Source organism: Streptomyces sp. NPDC101118 (assembly GCF_044759445.1).
Taxonomy (GTDB): domain Bacteria; phylum Actinomycetota; class Actinomycetes; order Streptomycetales; family Streptomycetaceae; genus Streptomyces.
Map to the genome: position 1 here is coordinate 1 of NZ_JBIVZG010000009.1, position 15,037 is coordinate 15,037.

Annotated in this window: 12 protein-coding genes and 1 rRNA gene; 6 read left to right on the forward strand and 7 right to left on the reverse strand. The window is 73.7% G+C overall.

Annotation, left to right across the window (positions count from 1 at the left end; translation table 11 throughout):
* The first annotated feature begins 136 nt into the window (after nucleotides 1-136).
* Nucleotides 137-253 (forward strand): 5S ribosomal RNA (gene rrf, locus ACIQUQ_RS16730).
* Between the two features lie 86 nt (nucleotides 254-339).
* Here the strand turns inward: rrf and ACIQUQ_RS16735 are convergent.
* Nucleotides 340-2,004 carry a PucR family transcriptional regulator gene (locus ACIQUQ_RS16735; protein WP_403976308.1) on the reverse strand — a complete coding sequence of 555 codons (1,665 nt, stop codon included), beginning with the start codon at nucleotides 2,002-2,004 and terminating at the stop codon, nucleotides 340-342.
* A gap of 219 nt (nucleotides 2,005-2,223) precedes the next feature.
* Here ACIQUQ_RS16735 and ACIQUQ_RS16740 point away from each other — a divergent pair, with 219 nt between their 5' ends.
* Entirely contained in the window at nucleotides 2,224-4,614 is a 2,391-nt protein-coding gene (locus ACIQUQ_RS16740; RefSeq protein ID WP_403976311.1) for a xanthine dehydrogenase family protein molybdopterin-binding subunit, read from the forward strand.
* Between the two features lie 67 nt (nucleotides 4,615-4,681).
* Here the strand turns inward: ACIQUQ_RS16740 and ACIQUQ_RS16745 are convergent, their stop codons facing one another.
* Entirely contained in the window at nucleotides 4,682-5,695 is a 1,014-nt protein-coding gene (locus ACIQUQ_RS16745) for an SMP-30/gluconolactonase/LRE family protein (protein WP_403976313.1), read from the reverse strand.
* Between the two features lie 137 nt (nucleotides 5,696-5,832).
* Between ACIQUQ_RS16745 and ACIQUQ_RS16750 the strand changes: the two genes are divergently transcribed.
* Nucleotides 5,833-6,276 (forward strand): MarR family winged helix-turn-helix transcriptional regulator, encoded by a 444-nt coding sequence (locus ACIQUQ_RS16750; protein ID WP_403976315.1) that lies wholly within the window; start codon nucleotides 5,833-5,835, stop codon nucleotides 6,274-6,276.
* Between the two features lie 168 nt (nucleotides 6,277-6,444).
* Complete coding sequence (locus ACIQUQ_RS16755) at nucleotides 6,445-7,584, forward strand: alpha/beta hydrolase (protein ID WP_403976317.1); 1,140 nt, start codon at nucleotides 6,445-6,447, stop codon at nucleotides 7,582-7,584.
* 24 nt (nucleotides 7,585-7,608) lie between these two features.
* Here the strand turns inward: ACIQUQ_RS16755 and ACIQUQ_RS16760 are convergent, their stop codons facing one another.
* The 3 genes from ACIQUQ_RS16760 to ACIQUQ_RS16770 form a co-directional block, all read right to left on the reverse strand.
* Nucleotides 7,609-8,562: an EamA family transporter gene (locus ACIQUQ_RS16760; protein WP_403976319.1), complete on the reverse strand. Its 954-nt coding sequence runs from the start codon at nucleotides 8,560-8,562 to the stop codon at nucleotides 7,609-7,611.
* A 121-nt stretch (nucleotides 8,563-8,683) separates the two neighbouring features.
* Entirely contained in the window at nucleotides 8,684-9,490 is an 807-nt protein-coding gene (locus ACIQUQ_RS16765) for an isocitrate lyase/phosphoenolpyruvate mutase family protein (protein WP_403976321.1), read from the reverse strand.
* Between the two features lie 108 nt (nucleotides 9,491-9,598).
* A complete protein-coding gene (locus ACIQUQ_RS16770; protein WP_403976323.1) occupies nucleotides 9,599-11,029 on the reverse strand; it encodes a GDSL-type esterase/lipase family protein in 1,431 nt (476 codons plus the stop codon).
* A gap of 124 nt (nucleotides 11,030-11,153) precedes the next feature.
* On the opposite strand from ACIQUQ_RS16770, the gene ACIQUQ_RS16775 reads away from it, so the two are divergent.
* Nucleotides 11,154-12,785: a DUF445 domain-containing protein gene (locus ACIQUQ_RS16775; protein ID WP_403976325.1), complete on the forward strand. Its 1,632-nt coding sequence runs from the start codon at nucleotides 11,154-11,156 to the stop codon at nucleotides 12,783-12,785.
* Nucleotides 12,786-12,974: 189 nt separating this feature from the next.
* Here ACIQUQ_RS16775 and ACIQUQ_RS16780 read toward each other — a convergent pair whose 3' ends face one another.
* Both ACIQUQ_RS16780 and ACIQUQ_RS16785 read right to left on the reverse strand, forming a co-directional pair.
* Nucleotides 12,975-13,319 carry a hypothetical protein gene (locus ACIQUQ_RS16780; RefSeq protein WP_399956663.1) on the reverse strand — a complete coding sequence of 115 codons (345 nt, stop codon included), beginning with the start codon at nucleotides 13,317-13,319 and terminating at the stop codon, nucleotides 12,975-12,977.
* Nucleotides 13,320-13,382: 63 nt separating this feature from the next.
* Complete coding sequence (locus ACIQUQ_RS16785; RefSeq protein WP_403976327.1) at nucleotides 13,383-13,559, reverse strand: hypothetical protein; 177 nt, start codon at nucleotides 13,557-13,559, stop codon at nucleotides 13,383-13,385.
* Nucleotides 13,560-13,933: 374 nt separating this feature from the next.
* Here ACIQUQ_RS16785 and ACIQUQ_RS16790 point away from each other — a divergent pair, with 374 nt between their 5' ends.
* Complete coding sequence (locus ACIQUQ_RS16790) at nucleotides 13,934-14,482, forward strand: GNAT family N-acetyltransferase (RefSeq protein ID WP_403976329.1); 549 nt, start codon at nucleotides 13,934-13,936, stop codon at nucleotides 14,480-14,482.
* Nucleotides 14,483-15,037: the final 555 nt, after the last annotated feature.

Sequence of the window (15,037 nt, forward strand, 5' to 3'; positions counted from 1 at the left end):
CAGATGTGGAAGCCCGGTAACGGGTGGAGCTGACTGGTACTAATAGGCCGAGGGCTTGTCCTCAGTTGCTCGCGTCCACTGTGTTAGTTCTGAAGTAACGACCGTGATTCTGCCCGGTTGGTTAACTTCATAGTGTTTCGGTGGTCATAGCGTTAGGGAAACGCCCGGTTACATTTCGAACCCGGAAGCTAAGCCTTTCAGCGCCGATGGTACTGCAGGGGGGACCCTGTGGGAGAGTAGGACGCCGCCGAACAATCATTGTGGGAAAGCCCCGCACCTTGATTCGAAAGAATCAAGGTGCGGGGCTTTTCTGCGTTTGGGGGTCGGCCGGCCCGGCGGTCAGCCGCACCCGAGGGCTGCCAGGAAGTCCAGGCGGGTTTCCAGGCGGGACAGGTCGCGGCCCGTGAGCTGTTCGATGCGGGCGATGCGGTGCCGCAACGAGTTGGTGTGCAAGTGGAGTTCGGCGGCGCACGCGGTCCAGGAGGCGTCGCAGGCGAGGAACGTCTCCAGCGTGGGCAGCAGGTCCGTGCGGTGACGGGCGTCGTGGTCGCGCAGGGGGCCCAGGAGGCGGGCGGCGAAGGCTCCTCGGGTCGCGGCCGGGATCAGCGGGAGCAGCGACAGGATGCCGGAGGTGAGGTGGTCGGGACCGCGTACGGTCACCCGGTCCGGGGTCTCGGATGCCAGGCGCAGGGCGGTGCGGGCTTCTTCGAGAGCCCCGCGGGCGTTGCCTGGTTCCGCCACGGGCGTGCCCACGCCGACGGAGAGGCGGCCGTCCGGGCCGAGCCAGCGTCCGAGCACGGCGGTGAGGCGGCGCTGGAGAGCGGCGCAGTCCAGCGCCGGCGCGGGGAGCCCGTCCGCCCGCTCGGGGACCAGGACGAAGAGGACGGCCTGGTCCCCGTCGACGGTGGCCGCGATGTCCTCGGCCGACACCGGTGCCGGTCCGTCCGGGTGGATCAGGGCCTCTTCCAGGAGCGCGCGCAACGCCGGCGCGGGAACGGGACGTTGGGCCTGCCATTCGGCACGGGCGACGACGAACTGGCAGCGCGGCCAGGTGAAGGTCCGGCTGACGATGGCCTGTGCGGTGCTGCTCAGCCGTACGGGGATCTCCTCCGGCGGCACGCTGCCGTGCAGGAGGTCGAGGAGCCGGTGGGCCAGGTCGCTGAGTGCGGCCTTCGCCTGGTCGTGGGCGCGCCGCGCGTCGGCCATCAGTTCCGTGACGCGGGCGAGGAGTTCGCCGTCCGAGGGCGGCCGCTCCGTGACGTCGGCTTCCACGGCCATGAGCCAGTCGCCCAGTTCGGCGCCGGGTGCGGATCCGGCGGATCCGGTGCCGGGCGCCCGGACCGGCAGGAGGGTGCAGGAGCGGTCTCCGACCGTGACGCGGTGGGGGGCCGGCTCGCCCGCGCGGCGTGCGGCGAGGTACCTCCCGGAGAGTGCGGCCGCCGTGGCGGTGTGCAGGGGTGGGCGCGCGCCGGCGATCTGCCGTCCGGTCACGGACAGGACGCGTACGCCGATGCCCAAGTCCTGCCGCAGGAGCTCCAGTACGGAGTCCGGGGCGCTGCGGTCGGTGAGGAGGCGGCGGTGGCGTTCGAGTACGGCGGCCAGGTCGCCGGCGGGCCTGGGGCGCAGGCGGTGCAGGACGTGCTCGGTGACCGCGGTGAACGGTGTGTCCGGGTGCACGGCGACGAGGGGGAGGCCGTGCCGCCGGCAGGCGTGTACGAGGTCGTCCGGGACGCGTCCGTGGGCCGCCTCGCCCGCTGCGAGGGCCGTGACACCGGCCCGGCCGAGCGCGCGTACGAACGCTTCGGCGTCCCCGTCCCGGTGCCACCAGGCCAGTTCGGAGAGGACCAGCTCGCCGCCGGTCAGGAAGCGGCCGGGGTCGGCCAGGTCGACGGTCGGGACGGCCCGGACGATGCGGTCCAGGGCGGTGTCAGAGGTGGCTTCCCCTCCGTCCACGAGCAGGGTCAGCCCGAGTCCCTCGGTCTCCAGCAGTTCCCGTAGCCGCATGACCGACACCTTCTCACCTCGGGTGCGGGAAACCCGGGGCGCGGATCGTCCCAGTTCAGGGGCGTGCCGCGGTACGAAGGCACGGTCCTCCACAGGCGTTGGCGAGCGCGGTTCTGAGCGTTCGGTGACTGCCTCGCCCCGGTGGTCGCGCTGTCTACTTCTGCGCATGCCGCGTACGGGGGTCGCGGCACCGAACACCCAGGAAGAGGCGGTTTGATCATGGCTGGTACCACCACCGGCATCCCGACCGACGTCACCCAGGGTTCCCGCACGCGGGGCGGCATCGGCGAGTCGACGCTGCGTCCCGACGGCACCCTGAAGGTCACCGGCGAGTTCGCGTACTCCTCGGACATGTGGCACGAGGACATGCTGTGGGGGCAGACCCTGCGGTCCACGGTCGCGCACGCCGAGATCGTGTCGATCGACACGTCCGAAGCGCTCACCGTGCCCGGCGTCCACGCGGTCATGACGTACGACGACCTGCCGGCGCCGGTGAAGCACTACGGCATGGAGTTCCGGGACACTCCGGTGCTGGCCCACGGGAAGGTGCGGCACCACGGTGAGCCGGTCGCGCTCGTGGCGGCCGACCACCCGGAGTCCGCCCGCCGTGCCGCCGCGAAGATCAGGATCGAGTACCGGGAGCTGCCGCTCGTCACCGACGAGGCGTCCGCCCTGGCCGAGGACGCGGTTCTGGTCCACGAGCACCGCGACGACCACCACGCCGGTCACGTCCCGCACCCGAACATCGTGCACCGTCAGCCGATCGTCCGCGGCAATGCGGCGGAGGCCGCCCGGCGGGCGGACGTCATCGTCACCGGCGAGTACACCTTCGGCATGCAGGACCAGGCCTTCCTCGGCCCGGAGTCCGGCCTCGCGGTGCCCTGCGAGGACGGGGGCGTCGACCTGTACGTGGCCACGCAGTGGCTGCACTCGGACCTCAGGCAGATCGCGCCGGTCCTCGGGCTGCCCGAGGAGAAGGTCCGGATGACGATGGCGGGGGTGGGCGGCGCCTTCGGGGGCCGCGAGGACATCTCGATGCAGATCCTGGCCTCCGTACTCGCCCTGCGCACGGGCAAGCCGGTGAAGATGGTCTACAACCGCTACGAGTCGTTCTTCGGCCACGTGCACCGGCACCCCGCCAAGCTCTGGTACGAGCACGGCGCCACGCGCGACGGCAAGCTCACGCACATGAAGTGCCGGATCGTGCTGGACGGCGGCGCGTACGCGTCGTCCACGGCGTCGGTCGTCGGCAACGCGGCGTCCCTGTCGGCGGGCCCGTACGTCGTCGACGACGTCGAGATCGAGGCGATCGGGCTCTACACGAACAACCCGCCGTGCGGCGCGATGCGCGGCTTCGGTGCGGTGCAGGCGTGCTTCGCGTACGAGGCGCAGATGGACAAGCTCGCGGCGGAGCTGGGGATGAACCCGGTGGCGTTCCGGCAGCTGAACGCGATGGAGCAGGGGACGGTCATGCCGACCGGGCAGGTCGTGGACTCGCCGGCGCCGGTCGCCGAGCTGCTGCGCCGGCTCAGCGAGCGCCCGTTCCCGCCGGAGCGCCAGTGGGAGGTGGCCGAGGGCGAGGCGGACGTACGGGCGCTGCCGGGCGGTCTGTCGAACACCACGCACGGCGAGGGCGTGGTCCGCGGGGTCGGGTACGCGGTCGGGCTGAAGAACGTCGGCTTCTCCGAGGGCTTCGACGACTACTCCACGGCGCGCGTGCGCCTGGAGGTCATCAACGGGGAGGCCGTCGCGATGGTGCACACCGCCGCGGCCGAGGTCGGGCAGGGCGGCATCACCATCCACGCGCAGATCGCGCGTACGGAGCTGGGCGTGCAGCAGGTGACCATCCATCCGGCCGACACGCAGGTCGGGTCGGCCGGTTCGACGTCCGCGGCCCGCCAGACGTACATGACCGGCGGCTCGATCAAGAACTCCTGCGGGCTGGTCCGCGAGAGGGTCCTGGAGGCCGGGCGGCGCAAGTTCGGTGCGCAGCACCCGGCGTGGGCCGGTGCGGGGCTGCTGCTGGAGGACGGCAAGGTGGTCACGGAGGGCGGCGAGGTGCTCTGCGCCCTGGTGGACGTCCTGGAGGACGAGGTGGTGGAGGTCGAGGCGGAGTGGCGGCACCGGCCGACCGAGCCCTTCGACCTGAGGACCGGTCAGGGTGACGGCCACGTCCAGTACTCGATCGCCGCGCACCGCGCGGTGGTGGAGGTGGACACCGAGCTCGGGCTGGTGAAGGTGGTCGAACTGGCCGTGGCCCAGGACGTGGGCAAGGCGCTGAACCCGCTGTCGGTCGTGGGACAGATCCAGGGCGGCACCGTGCAGGGCCTGGGCGTCGCGGTGATGGAGGAGATCATCGTGGACCCGAAGACGGCGAAGGTGCGGAACCCTTCGTTCACGGACTACCTGCTGCCGACGATCCTGGACACCCCGGCCATCCCGGTCGACTACCTGGAGCTGGCCGACCCCAACGCGCCGTACGGCGTACGCGGCATCGGCGAGGCCCCGACGCTGTCGTCCACCCCGGCCGTGCTCGCGGCGATCCGCGCGGCGACCGGTCTGGAGCTGAACAGGACGCCGGTCCGCCCGGAGCACCTGACGGGTCTCTGACCGCACCTGAGGGGGCCGGACGTTGCCGCGTCCGGCCCCCTCCTGCGTTGGGGGGGCGGGCGGTGGTTCAGAGGCCCGTCACCGCGGCGACGGTGAAGGGGCCCGGGGTGCCGGGGGAGCCGAGGGGGCCGCCCTTGTCGAACTGGGAGCGGACCACCAGGGTGCGGCCCCGGGTGTGGACCAGGGTGGTGGGGATTTCCAGCGAGGGGTCGGTGAGGGTGCGGACCAGGCGGGCGGCCGTGCCGTCGTGGTCCAGCTGCCAGCGGGTGAGGGTGTTGACCGTGTTGTGGGCCACCCGCAGCGTGCCGTGGCGCAGGTCGAGGCCGTCCGCGTGGGTCATGTCGGCGCCCGTCAGGGCCACCTTGCGGACCGCGCCGTCGCGCAGGCCGATGCGGTAGAGGTCGCCGCCGGTCATGTCGACGACCAGGAGGTACCGGCCGGCGGGGTCGGCCACGATGCCGTTGAGGGTGAAGGTGCCGGCGGGGTGGGGCTCCAGGGTGCCGGACAGGTCGTACTGCGGGGTGAGCTCTCCGGTGCCGCCGTGGGTGCGGGCGTACGCGAAGTCGGCCGGGGTGACCCGGTAGACCACCTCGCGGACGCTGTCGGTGAGGTACGCCGTGCCGTCGGGGGCGAGGGCGACGTCGTTGACGAAGCGGGGTGCGGTGCCGGGGACGTCGAAGCGGGCGAGCAGCCGGCGGGTGCGTACGTCGTAGACCGCGACGCCCTTGGTCGAGTCGGTGACCCAGAGCCTGCCGAGCAGGTCCGCCTTGAGGCCGTTGGCGGTGCGGCGGCCGTCCGTGCCGGAGGGGAGGAAGACCTCGGCGGTGTGCCGGCCGGGTATCGCGCGGTAGACGGTGCCGTCCGCGTACGAGCCGACGTACACCGCTCCCGTGTACGGGTCGGCGGCGATGCCCTCCGGGTACACGGCCGCGCCGGGCAGGCCGTACGCCGTGGTGACGGTGGGCGTGGCCGGGGCCGTGCGGAGGTGGTCCGCGGGCCGGGCGGAGGCGGTCGTCGGGATGAGCGCGGGCAGTGCGGTGGCGAGCAGCACGGTGGTGGCGGCCAGGGTGCGGAAGCGCATGGGAGCCTCTCGGTTCTACTTGCTCTTCTTGTTCTTCTTTTCGGATCGGTGCGAATGTAGATTAGAACTCTAATGATCGTCAATGGTCTTATCGTCATGAGGGGGTGTCGGGTGCGCACGGCCGTTACGATGCGGAGATGACCTCCATGCCCGCCGCCGAGCGCCTCGGCTTCCACGTCAAGCGGGCCGAGCAGGCCCTCCAGGCGGCCAAGCACGCCGCGCTCAAGCCGGCAGGAGTAACGGTTCCGCAGTACGCCGCCCTGCTCTCGCTCGCCGAGAACCCGGGCATCTCGGCGGCTGCCCTGGCCCGCGTCTGCGGGGTCACGCCACCCACCATGAACACCGTGCTGAAGAACCTCCAGGAGCGCGGGCTCATCGAGCGCACCCCGCACGAGTGGCACCGCAACGTGCTGGAGACCCGGCTCACCGAGGCGGGCCAGGCGGTGCTGGCGGAGGCCGACGCGGCGGCGATCCGGGTGGAGCGGGCCCTGGCGGAGGAGTTCACCGATGCGGAGCGGGCGGCGCTGACCGGGATGCTGGGGCGGTGCGCCGCGGTGCTGGACGGGGTGCGGCCGGAGTAGGCGGAGGCCTGCCGCGGTCTCCGTGGGGGCCTGCGCGTTGCCACGGGTCCGTGTGGGCCAGGGCTGGGTGATTCATCACCTTCTGAAACCCGTGCGGCGTTTTGCTCATCAGGCTGGGTGGGACATCTCGTCCCTTCTCGTCCGTTCTGTCCTGAGGAGCCAAGGTCCGTGCAGCAGTACCCCGGTGGTGGAGGCCCGTCCGATCCGTACCCCCCGCGGGCGGCCGAAGGGCGCCGCGACCGCAGGCGCCGCAGGAACAGACGCACCGCCTGGGCGGCCGGCGTCGTCGCCGCCGCGCTCGTCGCGGGCGGCGGCCTGCTCGCGCACCGGCTCGACGCCTTCTCCGACAACGGCGAGCCGATGTCCTTCAACCAGCAGAACGCCGCCGACGAGACAGCCGCCGGCAACGGTCCCGACCGTCGCCCCGCCGGCCCCGAGGTGTCGCTGCCCACCGGCCCGGAGGCGCGCTTCGTACGGGCCAACCGCCTGCCCGACGGCACCGAGATCGGCAGGACCACCCTGCGCGGCGGGAAGTCAGGCTTCACCGGCGACGTGTGGGTGTGGACGCCGAAGGAGTACAAGGACCCGCGGTACGCCAGGAGCGGCTTCCCCGTGCTGATCGCCCTGCCGGGCGGCCACGGGTACCCCACCAACTACTGGATGGGCACCGACCTCGGCCTTCAGCAGGCCGTGGCCGACGGGGTGGAGGCCGGGACCAGCCTGCCGTTCATCGTGGTCATGCCGGTGATCAACCCGGACCGGAAGTTCTACTACGACGGCTCCGACATACCGGGCCACCCCAGGATGGGCACCTGGATGGCCGAGGACGTCCCGGACTTCGTCAGGGCCAACTTCCGCACCTTCACCTCGCGTGACGGCTGGGCCTTCATGGGCTCGTCCTCGGGCGGCTACGTCGGTCTCAAGCAGGTGATGGCGCACCCCGAGCGGTTCAAGGCGGTGATCGCCAGCGGGCCCGAGACCGCGCCCGACTCGCCGCTCTGGAAGGGGCACGAGAAGGAGAGGCGGGAGAACGACCCGGAGGTGCTGGCCCAGCGGATCATCGACCGCAAGGGCCCGGACGTCTACGTCAACTTCCAGATCGGCACCCAGGAGAACGGCAAGGAGAAGCTCGACCGGTTCGTGCGGAACTGGGGCAAGGGTCCCGTGCACACCACGGTGCGGGTGATCCAGGGCGGCGCCCACAACGGGAGGGACTACGTGCGCGGCATGCGGGAGGGCTCGCTGGAGTGGATCAGCAAGGTCCTCCAGGCCCCGGTCCCCGGCCCGGCCGCTTCCGCCGAGGGGTGACCGGGGCGGGCTGGACCGGCTCGCCTATGAACTGCCCGCCCGGCCGCGGCGCTCCGTGCTGACGATCACCACCACGCCGGCCACCACGATCGCGCCGCCCACCACGATGGGCCAGGTCAGTGCCTCGCCCAGGATGAGGGCGCCGAGCAGCACGGCCACCACCGGGTTGACGTACGCGTACGTCGAGACCAGCGACAGCGGCGCGGACTGCAGCAGCCAGGCGTACGCGGAGAAGGCGACCAGCGAACCGAACACGATCAGGTACCCGAAGGCGACCCAGGACCGCGTGGACACCTCGGCGAACGAGAACCCGTGCTGCTCGCCCCGCACGAACGCCACGGTCAGCGAGGCGACTCCGCCGCCCAGCATCTCGTACGCGCTGGCCGTGAACGGGTTCTTCGGCATCGGCAGCCGCGCCGAGGAGAAGGTGCCGAGGGACCACAGCACGGTGCCGATCAGGACCAGCACCACGCCCCAGAGCTTGATCTCGCCGCTCAGCCCCGGGAGCGTCAGCACCGCCAGCCCGCCCATGCCCACGCCGACCCCCGTCAGGGTGCGCACGGGCGGCCGGTCGCCGGTCGCGGCCCGGAAGACCGCCACCCACATCGGCACCGCGGCCACCAGCAGCGCCGCGAGCCCGGACGGCACCGCGGTCTCGGCCAGGACCACCATGCCGTTGCCGCCGAGGAGCAGCAGCAGGCCGACCACCAGGGCGGAGCGCAGCTGCGGCCAGGTGACGCGGAGGGCGCCGGGGCCGAAGCGCCAGGCGATCAGGCCGGTCATCAGCAGGCCCGCGATGATGAACCGGCCGCCCGAGGAGAGGAAGGGCGGCACGGTCTCGACGACCACCCGGATGCCGAGGTACGTCGAGCCCCAGACCACGTAGACGATCAGCAGGGCGGCCCAGACGGCCCCGCCGAGGTGCCGTGCGGGGGAGGCCGTGGCGAGGGCGGCGGGGCTGTCCTTTGTTGTGCGCATGACGCGGAATCCTAGGGACCGGGCGGGCTGACGTCGAGAATTCTGCCCGCTATCGGGCAGGGATGGCCGGGTTCGCGCCCCGGGTGGGGGTGGATCACCCGTCCCGGCCACCTCAGGGGCCTCAGGCGTCGCCGCGCAGGAGGGCGTTCAGGTCGCGGTACTCGAGGCCGTCCGCGACCGCGCCGTACGTGCCCGAGGACAGCAGCTCGGCGGCCGCGCGCCGGGCCACGGCGTACGCGGCCTCGGCGACCGACGAGCCCAGGCTGACCCGCGCCACGCCGAGCGCGCCCAGCTCGGACACGCTCGGCGCGCCCGGGCCGACGAGGACGTTCAGCGGGGCCGGAATGCCCTTGGCCAGCTCCGCGACGACGGCCGGATCGGTGGTGCCGGGCACGAAGATCCCGCTGGCTCCGGCGGCGAGGTAGGCCTCGGCGCGGCGGAGGGTCTCGTCGAGGCGGGCGGGCCCGGGCTCGCCGAGGCCGAAGAGGTACGTGTCGATGCGGGCGTTGACGTACAGCTCGGGGCCGGCCGCGGCACGGGCGGCGGCGAGGCGTTCGGCCTGGTCGGCGGGGTCGCGCGGGCCGTCCTCGATGTTGATGCCGGCCGCGCCCGCCCGTACGACGGCGGCGACCGTCCCGGCGACGCCGTCGGGGTCGGCCCCGAAGCCGCCCTCGATGTCCGCGCTGACCGGTACGCCGACGGCCGCGACGACCCGCCGGACCAGATCCACCGCACGCTCCCGGCCCAGCACGTCGCCGTCGGGCGACCCGAGGCTCCAGGCGACGCCCGCGCTGGTGGTCGCCACGGCGGGCGCGCCCGCGGCCTCGACGATGCGGGCGCTGGCCACGTCCCAGGCGTTGGCGAGGCGGAGCGGGGCGGCGGGGTCGTGCAGGGCGGCGAAGGCCTGTGCGGCCGAGGTGGTGGTCATGCGTCAGAGTCCATCAGGTGCGGGACCCGGGCGCTGGCGATTTTCCGACGGGTACCCGGGGGCGGGGGGCCTGGTGCCGGCCCCTCCCCGGGACCCTCGTCGAGCCCCTCAGGACCTCAGCAGCTTCAGGTCGAAGCCCCGGCCCATCGCGCGGTAGCCCGCGTCGCCGGGGTGCAGGTGATCCCCGGAGTCGTACTCGGCGCGCAGCCGGTCCGGGGCCTCCGGGTCGCGCAGGATCCGGTCGAAGTCCACCACGGCGTCGAAGACCTCGCCAGCCCTGATCCGTGCGTTCACCGCGCGGCGAACCGATTCGCCCTCCGCCGAGTAGCTCTTGTGCCCGCCGTACGGCGTGAGCGTCGAACCCACCACCAGGATCCCGCGGGCGCGCGCCCGCTCGGTCAGCTCGCGCAGGCCGGCCACGATCTTCTCGGGTTCGGTGGGGCGGGCGGTGCGGCCGATGTCGTTGATGCCGAGCTCGATCACCACGACCCGGACCCCCGCGCGGGACAGCACGTCCCGGTCGAAGCGGTCGAGGCCGCTGGGGCCGACCCCTTCGCGCAGCAGGCGGTTGCCGCTGATGCCGGCGTTGACCACGCTCAGGCGGGGCGTGGCGCCGCCCTTGCCGGGACCGGCGGTGCCGGTGCCGGTGCCCGTCCCGGTCGTGATGTCGGTGCCGGTGTCCGCGGCGGACTGCTCGTCCGCCCCGCCCTTGCGTAGCCGGTCGGCCAGTACGTCGGTCCAGCGCCGGTTCTCGTCCACCGAGGACATCGCGCCGTCCGTGATCGAGTCGCCGAAGGCCACGATCGTCCCGGCCGTCCGGTCCGTCCGCACGTCCACCGCGACCAGGTGCCGCCAGGCGGTGGTCCGGGCGTCGTACGGGTCGCCCGACTCGTCCTGCGTACGGTCGCCGTCGGCGGCGTACGAGGTCTGGCGCGCGCCGGGGTGGTACGTGACCGGGCCGCCCGGCTCCCCGGACGCCGGTGCAAACGTGCTGACCAGCAGGTCCGTGTCCGCCGGGACGCGCAGGCCGACGGCGTCGCTGGTGACCTCGTCGCCGGGGGGGACGGTGACGGTGGCCGCGCCGCCGAAGGTGAGCGGTGCCAGGGAGCCCCGCTCGGCGGCGGGGGTGGTGGCGCCGGCCGCGAGCGCGACGGTCGCGCTGCCGATGCGCAGGGGCTGCTCGCCGTACAGGTTCGAGAGGGTGATGCGGACCTGGTCGCCGCCGATGCCGGCGTGCACCACGTTGCGGAAGGTGCGGCCGGAGTGGCCGCGCCGGTACGTGTCCGGCTCGGGGCCGACGGGTGCTGCCGACCAGGTGCCGACCCAGTGGGGGGTGAGCGCGCCGCCGCGGTCCACCGGGCCCGCGGTCCGGCCGGTGTTTCGGCCGGAACCCCGCGGGTCGTCGCCGTCGGCACCCGACACGCCGACGAGGACCGCCGTGAAGATCCCCGCCACTCCGAGGACGACCAGCGCCACCAAGGCGCCGAGCAGGCTCCGGCGCTGCCGGGAATTGAAGCGGCCTGGGCTCGGGGCGGTCATGCGGGGGGCTCTCCTCCGGTGGCGGGTGCGGGGGTGCGGTACGCCGGAATGGGCGACTCCGGGAACTCGTGGCGCGTCCCGGGAGTCGGTCAAGTAGGCGACAGTGGCACTGCGACCAGATGCTATGCGTACGAACGGTACGGGAGCGGGCCGCAGCGCCATCAGGGGGGCGGGGGAAGGCAGGAGAGCGGTGGAAGGCACAGGTACGCCGGCACTTGGGGCGCGGCGCGAGGCGGAGCGCGGGGCCGGCGGGCCGGGTGCGGCTGGTGGTCCAGGTGCGGCTGGTGGGCTGGGCGGGATCGGTGGGCCGGGTGCGGCCGACGGTCCAGGTGCGGCTGGTGGGCCGGGCGGGATCGGTGGTGCGGGTGGTGCCGGTGGCGGGAGTGGCCTCGGTGGTGGCGGTGGCGGTGGCGGTGCCGGTGGCGGGAGTGGCGGCGGTGGCCGGCGTGGCCCTGGCGGTGCCGGTGGCGGGCCGCCGCGGGGCGGGCGCGCGGTCTTCGCGTACAGCGCCGCCGACGAGGAGAAGCGGCGCGGCGTACGCCGTATGAAGGCGACCGCCACCGGACTGCTGCTGCTGGTCGCCGTCGTCTACGCGCTCGCGAAGTGGGCCCAGAACACCGGCGCGGGAGCCTGGGCCGGTTACGTGGCCGCCGCGGCCGAGGCGGGCATGGTCGGCGCGCTGGCCGACTGGTTCGCCGTCACCGCGCTCTTCCGGCGGCCGCTGGGCCTGCCCATCCCGCACACCGCGATCATTCCGACGAAGAAGGACCAGCTGGGCGTCTCGCTCGGCGAGTTCGTCGGAGAGAACTTCCTCTCCTCGGACGTCGTACGGGCCCGGCTGCACGCCCTCGGGATCGGCGGCCGGCTCGGCGCCTGGCTCGCCGAGCCGAAGCACGCGGACCGGGTGACGGCCGAACTCGCCACCGCGCTGCGCGGCGCGCTGACGGTGCTGCGCGACTCGGACGTCCAGGCCGTGGTCGGCGAGGCGATCACGCGGCGCGCCGAGAGCGCGGAGATCGCGCCGGCGGTCGGCAAGACCCTGGAGCGCGTCGTCACCGACGGCGGCCACCGGCGGGTCGTGGACCTGGTGTGCGTGAAGGCGCACGACTGGCTGGTCACGCACGCGGATTCGGTGATGGACGCGGTGCAGGGCGGTGCGCCCGGGTGGACCCCGCGGTTCGTCGACAAGAAGGTGGGCGAGCGGGTCTACAAGGAGCTGCTGCGCTTCGTCACCGAGATGCGGGACATGCCCGAGCACCCGGCGCGCGGGGCGGTGGACCGCTTCCTGGCCGACTTCGCGGCGGACCTCCAGTCGGACACCGAGACGCGGGAGCGCGTCGAGCGGCTGAAGACGGAGCTGATCGGGCGCGGCGAGGTGCAGGACGTGATCGCCTCCGCGTGGTCCGCGGTCCGCTCGATGATCATCTCGGCGGCGGAGGACGAGCGCAGCGAGCTGCGGCTGCGGGTGCGGTCCTCGCTGATGTCGCTGGGCGCGCGGCTGGCCACGGACGGACGCCTGCAGGCGAAGGTGGAGGGCTGGACGGAGGGGGCGGTGGTGTACGTGGTGACCAACTACCGCACCGAGATCACGTCCCTCATCACGGACACGGTGGCTGGCTGGGACGCCGAGCACACCTCCCGCAAGATCGAGGCCCACATCGGCCGCGACCTGCAGTTCATCCGCATCAACGGCACGGTGGTGGGCGCGCTGGCGGGCCTGCTGATCTACACGGTGTCGCGGGCGGTGGGGGCGTAGGGGCGCTGGGCCAGGGCGCGGACTTCGGGGTGCGGCCGGGCGGCGGGGCGAGCCGGTCTTCGGGGTGCGCCCGCTCTTCGGGGTGAGCCCGGGCGGCGGGCGAGCCCGTGGTGGGGCCGCCCGCGTCCGGGCGACCGCGGGGGCGGGCCTCCTGTGGTGGCCGGCCGCTCCGCCGTCCCCGTCAGCTCCCTAGAGCTCTTCCGGCTTCTCGCAGGACCAGTCCTCGTCCCCCGAGGGCAGCCGGTCCGAGACCAGCCAGGCCGCCGTGGAGACGACGCCGGCGGCGGCCAGTACGGCGGGCCACGCGCCGATCTTCTTCGCGAGCGGGTGCGAGCCGGCGAAGCCGGCCACGTACAGACCGCCCAGCGCGGCGGCGGCCGGGACGCCCGCGTACCGCTGCCACTCGCGCGCCGCCACCGCTCCGGCGGCGGCCAGTACCGCACCGCCCAGCGGCCGCTTCCGTGTCCACCGTGCGACGGCGTAGCCGCCGACCAGCCCGCCGGCGGTCACCGCTGCCGTGGGAATCCGCGCCATGGTCCATCCCCTCCCTGGGATCCGGTTCCTCGGACGCATTCGGAACATCCGAGGCTTTCGAGGCTAACGCGGACGCCGGGCGGCCCGGAGGGCGCCGGCCAGACCGAGGACGAGGACCGCGCCGCCGAGCACGGAGTCCGGCACGGCGTCCTGGACCGTCGGCGGCAGCAGGGAGATCAGGCCGAGCACGAGCAGGAACGCCACGGCGCAGCCGCCCACGCCGAGCAGGAGTCTGGTCAACAGGCCTTGGGACATGGGTGCTCCGGCTCGCCGTACGTACGAATTTCGGTCTGACACCCACTCAACGCGCAGGCGGCGGCTGCGATACGGGGGGAGAGGGCGCGGGGGCGGTGCCACGGCGGTCCGGCGGCGGTCCGGCGGCGGGGTGGCGGCGGGGTGGGGTCAGGGCGGGGCCGGGGCGGCGCCCGCTGGGTCGGGGGCGAGGTCCGCAAAGGGCCAGCTCGGGACCGGCGCACAGAAGTCGGATTTGCCCCGCACCCTCCGGATCCGCGGACCTGGCCCCCCGGGAACCGCCCCGGCGTAGATTCGCTCTCCGAGAGGGGAGAAACGCCCCAAGCCGCCCAACCGGCGCTTACCGTGCAGGGAGTACACACGTGATCTGTTACGGACCGGCCGTCCTCGACCTCTCGGACGAGCTGGTCGACGCGTACGCCGAGGTCTTCTCCGCCCCGCCGTGGAACGAGGATGAAGAAACCATTCGCCAGTTCAGCGGGCGCCTCCAGTCCGACGCGCGCCGCGCCGGCTTCCGCACCGCGCTGGCCCAGTCGGAGGCGGGTATCGACGGTTTCGCGACCGCCTGGCTCACCCCGGCGCCGTTCCCGGCCGGCCGTGCGTACGCCGGCGTCGCGGCGCAGCTCGGCAAGGACCGGGTGGCGGAGCTGCTGGTCGGGGCCCTGGAGGTGGACGAACTCGCGGTACGCCCGTACGCCCGCGGGCACGGCACCGGCCGGGCGCTGCTGGCCGAGATCACGGCGGACGCGCCGGATGGCCGGGCCTGGCTGCTGACCGCGCGCAAGGCCGCGGACACGGTGGCGACGTACCGGCGCCTGGGCTGGCACGAGGTCCCCCCGCTCCCCGGCACGGCCAACGGCGTCCTGGTCTTCCTCGCCCCGAACCACCCCGGAGCCCGGTCCCGGGCATGACCTGCCCCGAGCCACCCGGAGCCCCGCCCCAGGCATGACTCCCACCCGGCACGGGGCATACCGCGGGCATGATCACCGACAACGCACACCCCCAGCCCGCGGGCCCCGAGCCAACGCCGGACCACCCGGACACGCGCGCCACCACGCGCATCCCCCAACCCACCAGGGCACGCGGCCCGGCACCGGGCAGGGGACGCCCGACGGCACCGGCACCGGCACCGGGACCAGGCCGGGGACCGGCACCGGGAAGGGCAACGGCGCCGGGACGGGGCCGCGGTCCGGCACCCGGACGGGCAACGCGACAGACCCCGGAACCGGGCCGGGCGCGGGGGCCGGCACAGACAGCGGCACCAGCCGAGGAACCGGCACGGGGCCCGGCCCCCGCCCAGGGCCAGGCACGGGGCCCGGCACCTGCCCGGGGAGCGGCACGGGAGTCGGTACGGGGACCAGCACCCGCCCGGGGCCCGGCACCTGAGCCGACTTGCGGCCCGGCACATGCCCGGGGCCAGGGGCCCGCCCAGGGGCCGGCCCCAGGACCGCCGCCCGCAGCAGATC

Bases quoted from the DNA above. Each gene is read 5' to 3' on its own strand.
- ACIQUQ_RS16740 (WP_403976311.1), top strand. From the start codon at position 2,224: ATGGCTGGTACCACCACCGGCATCCCGACCGACGTCACCCAGGGTTCC.
- ACIQUQ_RS16775 (WP_403976325.1), top strand. From the start codon at position 11,154: ATGCGTACGAACGGTACGGGAGCGGGCCGCAGCGCCATCAGGGGGGCG.
- ACIQUQ_RS16750 (WP_403976315.1), top strand. From the start codon at position 5,833: ATGACCTCCATGCCCGCCGCCGAGCGCCTCGGCTTCCACGTCAAGCGG.
- ACIQUQ_RS16765 (WP_403976321.1), bottom strand. From the start codon at position 9,490: ATGACCACCACCTCGGCCGCACAGGCCTTCGCCGCCCTGCACGACCCC.
- ACIQUQ_RS16735 (WP_403976308.1), bottom strand. From the start codon at position 2,004: ATGCGGCTACGGGAACTGCTGGAGACCGAGGGACTCGGGCTGACCCTG.
- ACIQUQ_RS16770 (WP_403976323.1), bottom strand. From the start codon at position 11,029: ATGACCGCCCCGAGCCCAGGCCGCTTCAATTCCCGGCAGCGCCGGAGC.
- ACIQUQ_RS16745 (WP_403976313.1), bottom strand. From the start codon at position 5,695: ATGCGCTTCCGCACCCTGGCCGCCACCACCGTGCTGCTCGCCACCGCA.
- ACIQUQ_RS16760 (WP_403976319.1), bottom strand. From the start codon at position 8,562: ATGCGCACAACAAAGGACAGCCCCGCCGCCCTCGCCACGGCCTCCCCC.
- ACIQUQ_RS16780 (WP_399956663.1), bottom strand. From the start codon at position 13,319: ATGGCGCGGATTCCCACGGCAGCGGTGACCGCCGGCGGGCTGGTCGGC.